Source organism: Hyphomonas sediminis (assembly GCF_019679475.1).
Lineage (GTDB): Bacteria > Pseudomonadota > Alphaproteobacteria > Caulobacterales > Hyphomonadaceae > Hyphomonas > Hyphomonas sediminis.
The window spans coordinates 2,231,741-2,246,699 of sequence record NZ_JAIEZP010000001.1 but is presented as its reverse complement, the minus strand read 5'-3'; the positions used below and the strand labels follow the sequence as shown (position 1 = coordinate 2,246,699).

Sequence of the window (14,959 nt, the reverse complement as noted above, 5' to 3'; positions counted from 1 at the left end):
CCATTCCATCAGAACCAGCGATAGTTGAGGCGCATATAGAAGCGGCGCCCCATCAGATCGTAGGTCATTGTGTCGGTATTAGCGTCCGTCCAGCTGGCGATGAAGGGGGCGCTTTCGTCGAACAAATTGTCCACGCCAATCGACAGGGAAGCCTTCTCCGACAGGTTATAGGTGCCCTGAAGGTTGTGGTAGAGCACGTTTGGCGTGCTGTAGCCGATGGCGCCGGGCGCGGCATTGAAGTCTGTCGCTTCACCGATCCATTGCATCGTGTAGGCAGCCGACCATTTGTCATCCGACAGGCTGAAGCTGCCCGAACCGCGCCATTCCGGGAAACCGCCATTGCCGCCGCCAATATTCCCGTCGAACACCAGCGGATCAGCGCCGGGGAACGGCGTGACTTCGTAGGTTTCGAGATAGGTGATGTTGGCGTTGAGGCTAGCATCGAGACCGCGAAGATCGAAGCCGTAAATCGCGGCAAGATCGACGCCCGAGACCGTTTCGCTGCCCGTGTTCACCGGCTGGGCGGAGAGGTAGTTCACCTCGCCGGTGACCGGATTGCGCGTGAAGTGGCTGGCGTTACAGAACGGATGGCTCAGGTTCTGCGAATTGTAGCAGACCGAGAGCTTGGTCGACCCAGGGATGGAGCGGATCGCATCCTCGATCTCGATGTTGAAATAGTCCGCCGTCAGCGTAAGGCCGCTGGCAAACTCCGGCTGCCAGACCACGCCGATGGTGTGGGACTCGGCGCTTTCCGGCTTCAGGTTCGGGTTGGCGCCCGTCTGCGTCAGGACGGTGTTGCCGAGCTGGACATAGCCCGCCGGAACGCCCGACGCTGCGCAGTTGGCCGCGATGACCGAACCTGCCGGCAGCGAGGAATAATTGCTGCACGGGTCGGTGGTCGTCAGGTTGCCCTCACCGACACCGCCAAAGAGCTGGGGAACGCTCGGCACACGGAAGGCCGTGCCGAAGGTCGCCCTGGCCCGGAGGGCGGGCGTGACCTGCCAGTCGAGACCAAGCTTGTAGTTGGTATCGCCGCCGAAGACATCGTAATCCGAATAGCGGATGGCGCCGTCCAGGGTGAGCTTCTCGACAAGCGGGAGATCGGCGAGCAACGGCGCGGAAAGCTCCAGATAGACTTCGCTGGCCGCGATTTCGCCGGAGATCGGCTCCTGCTGGTTGGTGTTGGCGATGCCGAGCACCGTCAGCGGATCGGGATCGCGCCAGCCCTTCTCTTTACGGTAGACGCCGCCGACCGCAAAAGCGAGCGAGCCGGCAGGAAGCTCGAACAGATCGCCCGTGATGTCGGCTGTGAGGCTGGTCTGCTCGTTGCCGCCGGTGCCGCGCATCGTGAAGAAGATGTAGTCGAGCACTTCAGGCGTGAGATCGCCATAACCGAGATAGTCAGCGCAGGGGATGGCGGCGCCGGGCGCGTTGCTGCAGAGCGAGGTGTCGAGGGTTTCGGCGACGCGCTGCTTGTTGGCGATGTTGGTCGATCCGTCCACGCCCGTGTTGCGACCGTAGTTTGCGGCGACTTCCCAGGCCCATCCATTCGACAGTGTACCGTCAAGGCCACCGACGAAGCGGAAGGTGTCTACATCCTGGAAGAAATCGCGCGGCCCCTGCTCCAGCAGGCGGCGGCTTTCGAGGATGAGATCCTGACCTGTCGGGTTGGTCGGGTGACCTGCCGCGATGGCGATATTGGTAAGGCTGCCGGGGCTGCCGAGCTGCTGGGACTTGCGGTTGGTGTAGAGGAACTCTGTAAACAGATCGATATCATCGGTCAGGTTCAAACGACCGAAGGAGGTGAAGGTAAGACGCTCGATCGGATTGACTGCGTTCAGATACGGGAAAGACGCAAAATTGTGCAGGTCTGCCGAATAAGGCTCGTAGAAATCGCCGTCGCCGCCGAGCACCTGATTGAAGTTGACCCGGCTGCCGTCCGCCAGACGTGCGCGGCCGCCAATGGTCGCCGAGCTGCCATAGCATTCCAGGCTGCCGGCAGTTTCGCGCAGGGAACAGGGAGCGCGGTCGGCCATGTTGACGGCCTCGGTCTTCTGGTAGCTGATCGAGGCGTTGAGGCTGCCGCGATCGGAGGCGATGCCCCAGATGGCGTCTGCGTCGTATTCTGCGCCATCGCCTTCACCGGTGATGCCGTAGCGTCCGCTGGTCTGGAAGCCTTCAAACTCGCGGGTGATGATGTTGACGACACCAGCCACGGCATCTGCGCCATAAATGGCCGACGCGCCGTCTTTCAGCACCTCGATCCGATCAATGACGGAAACGGGGATGACCGAGAGGTCGACCGAGCTGTTGGCGCCCGTGCCGCCGCTGACGACGCGGCGCCCGTTAAGCAGGACGAGGGTGCGGTTGACGCCAAGGCCGCGCAGGTTGACCTGCGTTGTGCCGTAGCCGTTTGAGGTCCAGTAAGCATTGGTCTGGTTGCCGGCGAAGCCTGCCGTCGCAGGAAGACGCTGAAGCAGTTGCTCGATGGCGACGACGCCGGTGACGTCGATCTGGGACCGGTCCATGACCGTAGCCGGGCCGAGACCCGTGATGTCTTCGCGCTGAATGCGGCTGCCGGTTACGCGGACAGCCTCCATCGAAAGCGCGGTTGAATCAGTCTCTGCTTCCTGAGCGAAAGCCAATCCTGTTCCTCCACTTCCCGCAAGCATTGTTGCGGCAAGCAGTCTGGCGGTAATGCGATGCAATGTTTCTATCCTTCTTGAAGGACCTAAAAATCCTTATACGGATTTATGACAGGGTGAATTTGCATGGTTTCATGCTTGAATGACTGGAATGACCCCTCCCAGGCGGTCACGGCTCACGCAGCGCTCTATGCCCGCGTCAATAGGTGTACGTCCGGAGATACCGCCGTCCCTCACGAATTTGTTACAAAATTGTCGGATTTGACGCGGGGGCAAGGTTTGCTGCACAATTTATGAGGGGGCCGGGTTTCGGCTGCGTAACACCTGAAGGAACACAGGGTATTCACATGACCGAACTTGATCGCATCTTTGCAAGGCTTGCCGGAACACCGGCCGACCGCGATCTTTCTCAACTGGAGGCAGACGTGTGGGGCCGGATTGACGCCAAGGGCGAGAACCGCGTCTTCGGATTGGTCCGCGCGCTGCCGGTGATGGCGACCGCCTTTGCGCTCGTGATGGGCTTTGCCACCGCCGTCGTCAGCACGCCGCCGCGGCAGGATTTCCATGACATGGCGGTTTTTTCCGCCCATACGCCGCTGGCACCTTCCACCTTGCTGGCGAAACACTCATGATCAAATCGGCCAGAACCTATCTCATCGTCAGCTTCCTGCTGGCAGCGCTGGCGGGCATGGTCGCGGCCTGGTGCACCACGCATTACTTCTCTTCACGCGAACAGCCCCCATCCCTGCATCAGATCATCCATCGTGACCTTGGGCTTACGACCAAACAGCAGGAACAGGTTTCCGATATTGAGGCGCGCTATTCGGCGCAGCGCCAAAGACGGGAAAACGAGATGCGCGCCGCAAACGCGCGCCTTGCTGCCAGCATTGAGACCGATCGTCAGCTGAGCGAAGAAGTTCAGGCCGCCATCGAGGACTTCCACATCGCCATGGGCGAGTTACAGATGGAAACCATCCGCTACGTCTTCGAGATTCGCGAGACGCTTACCCCTGAGCAGCAGGCGCGGTTTGACGCGACGGTCACCGCTTACCTGACTGAACAGGAATTGTGAGTTCCGGGAACGCCGAGAATGATGCGGACTTGATCCGCAGGGCACGCACCGGAGAGGAGCGGGCCTATACGCTGTTGATGCGTCAGCACAAGGATGGCCTCTACCGTTTTGCGCGCCGCTATACCGGCGACAGCGACGAAGCGTACGAGGTCGTCCAGCTGACATTCATCTCCGCCTGGAAGGCACTGGCGCGCTTTGACACCAATCGCGCGTTCGACACCTGGCTGCGCGCAATTGCGCTCAACAAATGCCGCGACCTTGCCCGCCGGGCAAAGGTGCGCGGGTTGGTGTTCGGCCCGCGCGCCAGCCGGCTGGACGAACCGCCAGACCCACCCTCCCCGATCCCCGGACCGGAAGTTTCTACGGTTGACCGGGATGAGCTGCGCGCCGTGGAAGCGGCCATGAGCCAGCTACCCGACGGCTTGAAGGCCCCGCTGATACTGACCGCGATTGAAGGCCTGTCGATGTCTGAAACGGCAGAAATTCTCGGCATGACCGCGAAGGCCGTTGAGAACCGGCTATACCGTGCACGGAAATCCCTGGCAGAGGCGCTGAACTCAGCGAAAGCCCCCAAACCAAAGTAAAAAAGGGGCGGCCCAGAAGGGCCACCCCATCTGAACTAGCGAACTGCGAAAGTGTACGCGCCGCTCATTTCGTGATCTTCTGCGCCAGCGCGCCACGTCACCTGATAGCCGCCCGGCTCGAGCGTTTCACTGAGCGGGATTTCGACACGATCGACTGCTTTGGTGGGCAGCTTTGCATCGATGTCGATCCGCTCCATCGCATCCGTCATAAGCTGCACCGATTTCGGAACCATCGGATGCTCGAATTCGAGAACGAGTTTCTCAACCTTGCCTTTGACGATTTCGCCATTGGCCGGAACAGAGGCGGAAACGCCCTTCATGCCGCCGTGATGGGCATGTGAGGAGCCATGGTCATGGCCCTGCGCAAGGGCCGGTGCTGCCAGCAGGGCAGCAGTTGCGAGGCCAAGCGCGATAATACGGGTCTTGAGCATACGGTATCTCCTGTTTTTGCTCATATGTTGATGCCGTCCTTCTCAAGCTCGTCAGTACGTGCCGCACGAGCTGTTGTGTTTTCAGGCGCCTGATACCAGCCTGGATCTTCAAAGCTGGTAATGCCGGGCCGCACTTTCAGCAGGGTGAACATGCCCCCCATGCCGATGTGATCAAACGGGCCGGGCGCGCCGACCATCGGAATTGCATTCTCCGGAATGCGCATATGGCCCATTTCGACATGTTTGCCATGGGCGGCCATGTCATTTCCGTCCATGGCCATATAGCCAGGCACCAAATCGCCCACGAGGCCGGAGAATTTCGACTGATCGACACCAACCATGTTTTCAAGGTCATGCCCCATCTGGTTCATGACATGGTGGGTCATGTGGCAGTGAACCGCCCAATCCCCCGGATTGTCCGCCACAAATTCGATTGTCCGTGCAGAGCCGACCGGGACGAGGATGGTTGCCTCTGGCCACCGCGCGGCCTCCGGAATTTCGCCGCCATCTGTGCCAACAACCTGGAAGGTGTGCCCATGCAGGTGGAACGGATGGTGGTCCATCGCCGAGAGATTTGCGACGCGCATCCGCACGCGCTGGTTCTGGCGCACGACCATAGGCTCCGTACCCGGAAATGCCTTGGCATTGAAGGTGAGGATGTTGAAATCCGTCATCTCGTTCGGGTCCGGCCGGGCGGCACCTGGACGCACCTTCCAGGTCGACAGCATGAGCGCAAAATCACGGTCCACGCGGCGCGTGGGCCGGCGCGGATGGATGATGAACATGCCCATCATGCCGAGCGCCATCTGGGTCATCTCATCATGGTGGGAATGATACATATGAGTTCCGTGCTGAACCAACGGGAACTCGTAGCGGAAGGTTTCGCCCGGCTGGATCAACGGCTGGGACAGACCGCCAACACCATCCATACCCGACGGCAGGATGAGGCCGTGCCAGTGAATTGAAGTGGGCGCGCGCAGGCGGTTCGTTACATAGATGCGAATGCGGTCGCCTTCGACTGCCTCGATTGTCGGCCCGTGAACGCGTCCGTTGAAGCCCCAGCAGGTCGCCTTCAGACCGGGGGCGAATTCATGCTCCACTTCTTCTGCAACCAGATGGAAAACCTTGACGCCGCCCACGACCTTGAACGGCAGCGTTGTACCGTTCGGCGTGATCACCGGCGTGTAATGTTCACCCGGCACGCCGAGGGGATAGTTGCCGCCCGGATCGACCGTGCGCGCATGATGGAACTCCTGCCGGGAGCCCTGCGCAGCCGCCTGACCTGCCGTGAGACCGGCGCCCGCAACAGCCAGGCCCGCGACAGTGAGCGCGTCGCGTCTGCTGAGATTGATCTTGCCCATCAGTGATCGTGCCCTTCATGTTTCATCTCGCCAGCCTCCGGCTCTGCCGGATCACTTTCCGCAGGCGGATGGCTTTCGCCATGCGTCATACCGGCCATTTCATAGTCGCTGACGCGCACATGGCGCTCCAGCTCAGCACGCGCACGCCAATAGTCGGCGGTCGCCTCCAAATAGTCACGCCCGGCGTCCACACGGTCGCGCCGCGCCTCCAGCAGCTCGAACATGCCGATCTGCATCGCGTTGAAATCCCGAACGACACCGTCGAACACGTTCGCCGAAACGGGCAGTGAGACATCGCGGTGGAACAGGGCAAGCGCGCGGGCGCTTTCGACCTGGTGCAAAGCTGAGCGGATATCGGCGAGGCTATCCAGCTTCGCCTGCGCCAGCCCTCCCATCGCCTGGCGCATTTCCGACGCCACACGCTGGCGCCCGGAGATGCCAAGGTCGACCGGAAGGCTCAGGCCGAGACTGTAGGACTCATCTGACCAGCTGCCGTCCCGCTCAAAGCTTGCGCCAAATTCGACCTCGCCCAGCAGCGCTTCGACGTTACGCACACCGCGGCTGGCGGCCACCTGGCGAACGCCGGCTTCGGCGGCTTCGACTTGCAGGCTCTCTGACGTCGCCGCAGCGATGAGCCGGTTCGCGCTGATGTGAGCCTCTGCAGGGACCGGCAGGCGCGAGATCAGTTGCAGCTTTTCCGCCTGCTCCGCCGAAAGGCCGAGCGTGGCGATGAGATGTTCCCGAGTGGGCAGAACTTCTGCCTCGGCGCTCATCCGCTCGGCTGTCATCTGGGCGGCGAACTGGCGCTGGCGGTCAAGATCGACGCGCGCGATGTTGCCAGCCTCGAACATGGCTTCAGCGGCAAGCTGGGCGGCCTTGCCGGCGCTTTCGGCCTGCTGGTAGAGGTCGAGCGCCTGACGCGCGGCGATGTGATCGATATAGGCTGCGCGCACTTCTGCGGCGGCGTCCGCAAGGCTGGCCGCGGCGTTTGCCTGCGCGGCCCGCATGCCCGCCTGCCCGATGCGGGCGCGCTGCGGCCAGAAAATGATGTCGAGCAGCGAGGCCGAAACGCCCAACTTCAGCGTATTACCCTGCGCCGGACGCGACAACTCGATCACAGGATTGGGCGGCAAGATCGCGGTGACAAGATCGGCGCGCGCAATCCCCAGCTCTTCGAGCTCTGCCTGCAAGCGCGGGCTGGTGAGAAAGGCGAGCGCAACGGCCTCATCCATGCCGACGCGAGAAGCGAGGATCTGCTCAGCGGCTGCCGCAGCTTCGGCGCGGGCGGTCTCGGTACGCGCCCAGACCGGGGCAGCCCCCGTGCGGGCCTCAACCTTCTGGCTGATCTCCGAAAAACCTGCGTCGGAGGGCACACCGGCACAGGCTGTGGCCGCAAGCGCCAGCAATCCGGGCGCCAATATCCGGCGCGGCGGGAAAGTCGTCATTTGCTACCTCTCATACGGCGTATCGTCTTGTTCAACTGGAATACGCGCGTGGGCGCAGCTTCCCTCATGTTTCCTGCAGCTGACAACAGGCTGATGTAACAGGTGTTTTCGGCCCCGAAGCCTCCCCTGCTGTTGAAACCCGACCTGGGTCAGCCCCCAGCGATGGGCGGAGAAATACCCTAAACGGGGTTTGAAGACCCAATACCGAACAATATTTCAATGAGCGATGCATATGGGATGAAGGCAACGCGCAGCGTGACCTGGCTCCTCAGCGGCCCAGGCACCGGCGATGAAATCCGTGAAGCGTTGCCCGTCATCATAGAAGAGCGAGCGGAGACAGGACACGCTCAGCTGGTGGCGGCGGGAGAGCCATTCCCGTGAGGGGGCAGGATTACCGCACCAGTCGAGGGCATCCGCCTTGATCGCCTACTGAATCGCCTGCTGATGGGCTGCGGGGGGCGGTGCGTTTCGCATGAACGGTCACCTAGCACCTACCGCCCAGAAGCAGCATGGCAAGATCCACGATATGGCGGGAGCCCCCTGGTCGTCAGAATTCGAGCGCGGCGTCTTCGCTGCGCGTGATCGTCGTTTAAGCGACCGCCCACTTACCGCGCACACGTGCGATGATTTCTTCTTCGGTGCCGCAAAGTTTATACACGCCGACGAGACGAACCTCGTCGCCATGTGCTTCATCTGCGGCGATTTCCAGCTCAAGCGCCGCGTCATCCTCACAGAAGTCGCAGAAGTCCACAAAGTCTACCATGTCAGAGAACACCAGAAGCCATTTGGCGTTGCGCGTGATCCCAGCGCGGATCCAGGAGCGGAATTCCTCAGAAATACCGGAAAAATCACGCATGTATTGTCTCCCAACCTCACCATAGTTAACGTTCCGTTTATGTTCTTTTTCCGGATTTTAGTCAATGGCTCCGAATCATTTTTTCCGATGAGGGTTTGTCTCGCCCTTCCCCCGCGGTCCGAAGCTGGCGGACGGACCGAAACGCAATATTAGCGTCACGCCTTCGTCACGGGATCGCCACACTAGTTCGCTGCGGACATCTGTTTGACATCACCTGCGTGAATATTTCCACATCTGATCCGTAAGCTGTTTATTTTTGAAAAAAGAGCGGTACACGGCGGAAACGTTCTGCTGGAATCACGTTGCCATGTGCAGAGACATGTCCGGAATACAGATGTTGAGCGGACTTCTCGTCCGAGCGGGCGCCTGACATGAAGCGCGGGCGGACATCCCGGCTGTTCCGCACAGGGCTTCTCGCCTGGTTTTCGATTGTTCTGACCGGCTCCTGCGCAAGCCTGCCGCCCCTCCCGATCAACGCGCCGCTGATCCATGGGCACACACGGTCGCTCACCACACCGGTGCCCGCCCTGGGCGAAGAGGCCATTGGCCTCGCCTTTTCCGGCGGCGGCGCGCGCGCAGCGGCATTTTCATACGGCGTCCTTGAAGGACTAGCGGACCTGGACGCGTCGGACGGACGCAAGCAAATCAACCATATCGCATTTATTACCGCCGTATCCGGAGGAACGTTGACTGCGAGCTGGTTCGGCCTGTACGGACCCGATGGGCTCGGCGATTTCCGGGCAACCCTGCTGGACAAGAACTGGCAGCGCCAGGCACATACGAGTCTCTTATCGCCGGCCAACTGGATCGGCGCCCTTCAAGGCGGCGTTAACGGACCGACCCAAATTGCCGAATGGCTGGACCGCGAAGTCTATAAGGGGGCCCGGCTCGACGCATTTCAGGGGCCGCCCATCATACTAAATGCTGCTGATTTGCGTGGAGGCGTGCCGTTTGCCTTTGCGCCGCCCTGGTTCGACGCGCTTTGCAGCGATCTGGGGAAAGTGCGGGTAGCCGACGCCGTAGCGGCCGCCTCCGCCTATCCATTGGGTATCCGGCCTGTCCTGCTTGAGGCGTTTCCTGAAAGCTGCGCGCACGCCCAGCTCAATTGGGCCGAAACTCTCATGAACGATCCGGCCAGCTCCGCAGTTGGCCGGGCAACCGCCAATACGATGGCGCGATACCATGCCGGAACCAGCGCGCGCTACCTGCACCTGCTCGACGGCGGCGTGGTGGATAATTTCGGCCTCGCCGGGCTAGGCATCCTGCACGAGGCGTCGAGGCTGCCTTACGGCCCCCTCCTGTCCCCACAAGCCGCCGTTCGCTTGAAACGTATGCGGATCATTGTGGTCAACGCAGAACGCACACAGGACGAGCTGAGCGGTAACGCGCAACGCGGGCCGGGCGGAATCACCCTGATCGATGCCGTTGCCGGCCACACCGTTGATGCCGCCAAAATGAATGCTTATGACGCCTTCGCCGGGAAGCTCCGGGAGTGGCAGAACGAAACGATTGCCTGGCGTTGCGCTCTCTCCGGGCCGGAAGCCACTGACCTGGGCGCGCCTCCCGGATGGAACTGCCGCGACCTGACATTCACAATCGAAATGACCGGCTTCTCCGACCTTGCGCCAGAGCGCGCCGCGGCGCTGGGCAAGATTCCTACCCGGCTCAGCCTGCCTTCAGATCAAGTGGATATGGCTATTTCCGCTGGACGGGACGTTGTCTCCAAACGCTTTCATCCTGGGATACAACAGCATCCGCAGTCGCTGGCGACGCCGCCATAATCCGTGCTCTCGATCGCTGACGAGCGATGCGCTTTGTCCTGCGTTTGGTGGAGATAAGCCCATGGAAAAGATGAAACGCGACAGCGCATGGTTCGCCGAAGCCGCTGAGACCGGAACCGTCGATAAGGCAATGCCCCTGACGTCACGCAAGCTTCACAGGACATACACAGAGCATTGATTGACCGACACAGCCAGGGGACGGCTACAAGGCGGACAGGTCAGGAAGGCGCGCCGTCATGGATCTCGAGCAATGGAATACACAAGGGGCGCCTCTCGTCAGGAGAAAGCCAGCCCCCCGGCCGCAGCCCACCTCGCAAGCAGCGAGTTTAGCACAATTGATGAGAGAACATGCCGGAGGCATACGCGACGCGCTGGTGAGACGGTTCGGCGCCCCGCCGCCGGACCCTGACGATGCCATCCAGTCGGCAATCCTGAAGTTTCTGGAGTTAGACAGCCGGGAGACGGTCGGCAATGTGGCGGCGTTTCTGTTTGCGCTCGCCCGCAATTTGATGATCGACGAAATTCGGCGGCTGCAGGTACGCGCCCGGCACAAGCATTCTGTCCTGCAAGCGGCCGAAGGGCTCGGCCTCGATATCGATCGGGCGACTCCGGAGACTTATATGCTTGAGCGCGAACGCGCGCGGCTTCTCGAGACGGCCATTCAATCCTTGCCCCCCCGCCGCGCGTCAGATTCTCGTTCTCAGCCGAATTGAGGGGCTCTCTTATACAGATATTTCCGCGCGAACGGGTCACTCGCCGGCCTTCATCAGCCGCAGTATTCAGCGCTCTTTAAAACAGCTTTCAGCCCGTCTGCACGGGCGGGAGCGGGGTGACCAAAGATGAGCGGGGCGATCGAACAGGAAGCGCGCGCATGGCTGGCGTTGCAGCTGAGCGGTGAGATGTGCCCGGCAGACAGGATGAGGTTTGATCGCTGGCTTGGGCGGTCGGATTTGCACCAGCATGCCTATTCGCATTTGGCTGCGATCTGGCGGGATCTGGACTGGAGCGAAACGCTCAATGCCGAGGCCTTGACGGGCGCGGTGCTGATACCTGCGCCGAGCAGGGACGCAACACCGCACGCCGCGCCTCGCAACGCGGCCCGCTGGAGCGCTGGACTCCTTGGCGCTGCTGCCGCCTGTCTGGTCATTTGGGTCTCCCTGCCCGTCCTCTCCTTTCCCGGACGCCCGGAGCTTGCCAGCATCGACCCGCCAGCCGAGGTTTTGTATGAAACCGCGACGGGCGAGGTGCGACAGGTTGTTCTGGAAGATGGGTCTGCAGTAACCCTCGCCGGCGGCTCCCGCCTGACGGTCGCATTCGCCGATCACGGCCGCCATGCGCGGCTTCTGGACGGGGACGCATACTTTCATGTGGCGGTGGATGCAGGCCGCCCTTTCTGGGTTGAAACCGAGGAGCTCCAGGTAAAAGTTCTGGGCACCCAGTTCGAGCTCATCAACCGTCCCGGGCAGAGCACAGTGAGTGTCAGCGAGGGGCGTGTGCAGGTGTCTGCCGTTCAAGGTATGTCTGGCGCGCGTCTGGGCGCGGGCGAGCGCGCCAAGGTGGCGCGCGGCGGGGGCGTAACAGTCTCGCGCGTCGATCCTGAACGGATCGCCGTCTGGCGCGATCAGCGCCTTGTCTATAACAACGCGTCACTTGGCGAGCTGATCCTGGATGTGAACCGCTATCGCCGTGGAGGGATCTATCTTGCGTCACCGGACCTGCGCGACTTGAAAGTCACGACCACATTTCGGACCGATCAGATTGACGTCGCCGTGCCCGCAATTGCCGCAAGCCTTGGCCTTGATATCGTCCGCTCCGACACCGGAGAGATCATCCTGAGACATCCTCCTGGCGAGAAGTAACAAGCTTTCGTGAAATTGCCGGTTCAAGTGAAATGCCGCGCCTGTCTGAAACGTCAGAGGTGCATGGAGTGGCTGGACACAGGTTGCCGGTCACCAGACAGCGTTTCTGCCTCCCGACTTTGGAACCTCCCATGACCAAGCCCCCTCTTTCCCTACAGCCGCTCCTCCTCGGCCTGGCCGCAACCGCATATCTTTGCGCGCCCGCATCTGCGCAGGCGAGCAGCGAACAGGCACAAGAAATCCGCATTCCATCCCAATCGCTGGACGCGGCCCTCAACGAGCTGGCAGCGCAGTCCGGCCTTGTGATTGTCGCGCCAGGCGCGTTGACGAGCGGGCTCCGGAGCCAGACGGTGTCGGGGACCATGACCCCGCGCGAGGCGCTCTCCCGCCTGCTCGAGGGCACGCAGCTGACCTATGGCGTAAATGAGCAAGGCGCCATCTCCATCGTCCGCGCTGTGCGCAACGCCCCTGCCGACGATCATGCCCGTTTGGGATCGCAGGAAAATGACATGTCCGACCTGGCGGTTCTGGACACCGTTACGGTAACCGGAACCCGGGCCGATCCCCTCAATCAGCTTCAGAAGGGCGCCACCGACTCCCTTACCGGCCTGTCGCTCTCCCTTCTGGAGACGCCGCGATCGGCAAGCCGGGTAAGCGACATCACGATTGAACGCTATGGTATGCAGGACGTTGACGATCTTCTGTCTGCCGTACCGGGAACATTTACCGCCAGCTTCTTTGGCGTGCCGGGCAATTTGAATGTCCGCGGCACCCTGGCCGACACCTATTTCCAGGGCTTCAAGCGTATCGAAAACCGGGGGAACTATTCTTCGAACCTGGCGGCCGCCTCCTATGTCGAAGTCCTGCGCGGCCCAGCCTCTCCGATCTATGGCCCGGGCAAAGTCGGGGGTCTGCTGAATTTCATTCCGAAAACGGCCAAAGGCGTTGACCGCGATTACGTCGACACCTTCGGCGGCTCGGTCTCGGCTACGACGGGATCATATGACAAGGCTGTTATCTCGGGCGAGCTCTACATTCCGGCGGGCGATGGCGGATTTGCCCTGTTTGGCGAGCGAGAGGACTCCGGCTCTTATTACAACAACATCAATCCAGAGCACACAAACCTTCAGGGAACCTATGTCGGCCGCCTCAGCGACGACTGGTCGATGGAGCTGAACGCGATGTATTTTGAAGAGTCCGGGCGTATTCAGACGCCGGGCTGGAACCGCGTAACGCAGGACTTGATTGATACGGGCACGTACATCACCGGGCGGGACACCGATCTGCAAGATATTGATGGCGATGGCTATCTGAGTTTCGAAGAGATCGACGCAGTGCTGGGAACAAATTGGGGAACCTCCAATCTCCGGCAGATCGCCGAGTATGGCGGGGCCAACCGTCCCGAGTTCGCCCTGGATACCGGCGTGGGCACCACCCGGCTTGATGGCAGCCAGATTCTGGCGACCGATGGCGACTACAACGACACCAACACCTGGACGGGCTATGCCGGCCTGGAGCGGTCTGTCGGCGAGACCGGCAAGTTTCAGCTGCAGGCCTTCATTGACCGGATGGAAAACCAGCGGTTCAACAGTTTTGGCTTTGCAGCCGACTATGAGGCGCAGGCAGAAGAGCTTCGCGCCAGCTATGGGTTCAAGTACGCCCTCGGGTCTCATCTGACGACGGACAATGTGTTCGGGATTGGCTATCGCCATCACGACGCCAAACAGTATGAGACTTTTTTGTCGGGCTATATTGCGCCTGATCGCCGGGATTTGTCGGTCGGCGCGCAGGCTAATGACAAGATCATGTCTGTCCGGCGCGGCAGCGATGGCGCTCTGATGTGGGATTCGGAGTATGACATGGAGTGGTCCTCAAAATCGGCGTTCGGCGTGTCTGACATCCGGTTTCACCGCCTCGCGATGCTCCTGGGCTGGCGATACGATTATTATGACGCCAAGGCGATCAATACCGGCGGCACGGTTTTTGGGGTCGCAAACGAATGGGTCGAAGATTCCGATGGCGCACACAGCTGGTCGGCGGCCCTGAGGTATGAAACCCCGTATGGGATCACCCCGTATGTAACCTATGCCGATTCCCGCTCTCTTGAGTCGACGCAAACCGGCGGCCTCAGCACCGGCATCATCGCAGCCAAGCTCTTCATTTCACCCTCTGAGCTCAAGGAAGTGGGCGCAAAATTCTCGCTTCTGAACGGCAACCTCTTCGGCGGCATGGCATACTACGAGCAGTTCCGGCGCCGCACCGACCAGATGGGCAATGTGGACGGCACCACCGCCAAAGGCGTCGAACTTGAGGCCCATTGGCTGGCGACGGACAATCTGTCCTTTGCCGCCACCCTGACCGATCAGGAGACGCGTGTTGACGAACCCGGCGTGCGCCGCGGTGAGTATCTCCAGGTTCGACCTGACCAGTTTGGTGTGGACGGCGCGCTTGGCTACGGAGGCACCTTCGCGTTCAACAATGCCGGCTATGTCCCCTCCCTGGCCGACGGGTACACGCTGCGCACCATTCCCGATCAGGTCGCCAGTCTCAACGGGACCTACACCAGCGACCGGTTCAGCCTGAATGACTGGAGCGCCCAATCGGGGCTTACGCTGGGCGCCACCTATGTATCGGAGACGGGCGGCATTTTGGAGAATGATATTGTTCTGCCGAGTTACACGCTGGTGAACGGCGCCGCTTTCCTGCAAGTCGGAGACGTGACGCTATCTGCCAACATCGATAACCTTTTCGATGAGCGTTATTTCACGCCGGCTGCTGAGGTCTACAAGGAAGTCGCCGTAATGCCCGGCCTGCCGCGGACCTACCGCCTGACCCTCAAATATCAATTCTGAGGCCTGGGTTGCGCGCCGGGCCGGGCAACGTCCCGCCCGGCGCGCAGCTTACCTCTTCCGGAACGGTGACCGA

Annotated in this window: 14 protein-coding genes; 9 read left to right on the top strand and 5 right to left on the bottom strand. The window is 61.2% G+C overall.

Annotated elements, in window-relative coordinates; translation table 11 throughout:
- Nucleotides 1–8: 8 nt before the first annotated feature.
- The gene (locus K1X12_RS11190; RefSeq protein ID WP_439649736.1) at nucleotides 9–2,672 is read right to left on the bottom strand and encodes a TonB-dependent receptor; all 2,664 of its coding nucleotides are present in this window, start codon (nucleotides 2,670–2,672) and stop codon (nucleotides 9–11) included.
- 320 nt (nucleotides 2,673–2,992) lie between these two features.
- On the opposite strand from K1X12_RS11190, the gene K1X12_RS11185 reads away from it, so the two are divergent.
- The 3 genes from K1X12_RS11185 to K1X12_RS11175 are packed head-to-tail and all read left to right on the top strand — an operon-like array spanning nucleotide 2,993 to nucleotide 4,301.
- Nucleotides 2,993–3,277 carry a hypothetical protein gene (locus K1X12_RS11185; RefSeq protein ID WP_220987667.1) on the top strand — a complete coding sequence of 95 codons (285 nt, stop codon included), beginning with the start codon at nucleotides 2,993–2,995 and terminating at the stop codon, nucleotides 3,275–3,277.
- Complete coding sequence (locus K1X12_RS11180; RefSeq protein ID WP_220987666.1) at nucleotides 3,274–3,717, top strand: Spy/CpxP family protein refolding chaperone; 444 nt, start codon at nucleotides 3,274–3,276, stop codon at nucleotides 3,715–3,717. The genes K1X12_RS11185 and K1X12_RS11180 overlap by 4 nt, the downstream gene beginning before the upstream one ends.
- 29 nt (nucleotides 3,718–3,746) lie before the next feature.
- Nucleotides 3,747–4,301: an RNA polymerase sigma factor gene (locus K1X12_RS11175; RefSeq protein WP_220987665.1), complete on the top strand. Its 555-nt coding sequence runs from the start codon at nucleotides 3,747–3,749 to the stop codon at nucleotides 4,299–4,301.
- A 35-nt stretch (nucleotides 4,302–4,336) separates the two neighbouring features.
- Here K1X12_RS11175 and K1X12_RS11170 read toward each other — a convergent pair whose 3' ends face one another.
- From K1X12_RS11170 to K1X12_RS11160, 3 genes are read right to left on the bottom strand one after another with little or no spacing between them, the layout of a single operon-like run.
- The gene (locus K1X12_RS11170; protein ID WP_220987664.1) at nucleotides 4,337–4,732 is read right to left on the bottom strand and encodes a copper resistance CopC family protein; all 396 of its coding nucleotides are present in this window, start codon (nucleotides 4,730–4,732) and stop codon (nucleotides 4,337–4,339) included.
- 20 nt (nucleotides 4,733–4,752) lie between these two features.
- Entirely contained in the window at nucleotides 4,753–6,093 is a 1,341-nt protein-coding gene (locus K1X12_RS11165; RefSeq protein ID WP_220987663.1) for a multicopper oxidase family protein, read from the bottom strand.
- Nucleotides 6,093–7,538, bottom strand: coding sequence for a TolC family protein (locus K1X12_RS11160; protein ID WP_220987662.1), 1,446 nt, complete (start codon nucleotides 7,536–7,538; stop codon nucleotides 6,093–6,095). Before K1X12_RS11160 ends, K1X12_RS11165 begins: the two co-directional genes overlap by 1 nt.
- Before the next feature lie 219 nt (nucleotides 7,539–7,757).
- On the opposite strand from K1X12_RS11160, the gene K1X12_RS11155 reads away from it, so the two are divergent.
- Complete coding sequence (locus K1X12_RS11155; RefSeq protein WP_220987661.1) at nucleotides 7,758–7,919, top strand: hypothetical protein; 162 nt, start codon at nucleotides 7,758–7,760, stop codon at nucleotides 7,917–7,919.
- Nucleotides 7,920–8,127: 208 nt separating this feature from the next.
- Here K1X12_RS11155 and K1X12_RS11150 read toward each other — a convergent pair whose 3' ends face one another.
- Nucleotides 8,128–8,394 carry a hypothetical protein gene (locus K1X12_RS11150; RefSeq protein WP_220987660.1) on the bottom strand — a complete coding sequence of 89 codons (267 nt, stop codon included), beginning with the start codon at nucleotides 8,392–8,394 and terminating at the stop codon, nucleotides 8,128–8,130.
- A 371-nt stretch (nucleotides 8,395–8,765) separates the two neighbouring features.
- On the opposite strand from K1X12_RS11150, the gene K1X12_RS11145 reads away from it, so the two are divergent.
- The 5 genes from K1X12_RS11145 to K1X12_RS11125 all read left to right on the top strand — a co-directional run bounded on the left by K1X12_RS11145 (nucleotide 8,766) and on the right by K1X12_RS11125 (nucleotide 14,886).
- Nucleotides 8,766–10,175 (top strand): patatin-like phospholipase family protein, encoded by a 1,410-nt coding sequence (locus tag K1X12_RS11145; protein ID WP_220987659.1) that lies wholly within the window; start codon nucleotides 8,766–8,768, stop codon nucleotides 10,173–10,175.
- A 236-nt stretch (nucleotides 10,176–10,411) separates the two neighbouring features.
- Nucleotides 10,412–10,888 carry an RNA polymerase sigma factor gene (locus tag K1X12_RS11140; RefSeq protein ID WP_220987658.1) on the top strand — a complete coding sequence of 159 codons (477 nt, stop codon included), beginning with the start codon at nucleotides 10,412–10,414 and terminating at the stop codon, nucleotides 10,886–10,888.
- Nucleotides 10,800–11,018 carry an RNA polymerase sigma factor gene (locus K1X12_RS17220; RefSeq protein WP_220987657.1) on the top strand — a complete coding sequence of 73 codons (219 nt, stop codon included), beginning with the start codon at nucleotides 10,800–10,802 and terminating at the stop codon, nucleotides 11,016–11,018. Before K1X12_RS11140 ends, K1X12_RS17220 begins: the two co-directional genes overlap by 89 nt.
- Nucleotides 11,015–12,034, top strand: coding sequence for a FecR family protein (locus tag K1X12_RS11130; RefSeq protein ID WP_220987656.1), 1,020 nt, complete (start codon nucleotides 11,015–11,017; stop codon nucleotides 12,032–12,034). Before K1X12_RS17220 ends, K1X12_RS11130 begins: the two co-directional genes overlap by 4 nt.
- Before the next feature lie 131 nt (nucleotides 12,035–12,165).
- On the top strand, nucleotides 12,166–14,886 hold the full coding sequence (locus tag K1X12_RS11125; protein ID WP_220987655.1) for a TonB-dependent siderophore receptor: 2,721 nt from the start codon (nucleotides 12,166–12,168) through the stop codon (nucleotides 14,884–14,886).
- The last annotated feature ends 73 nt before the right edge of the window (nucleotides 14,887–14,959 follow it).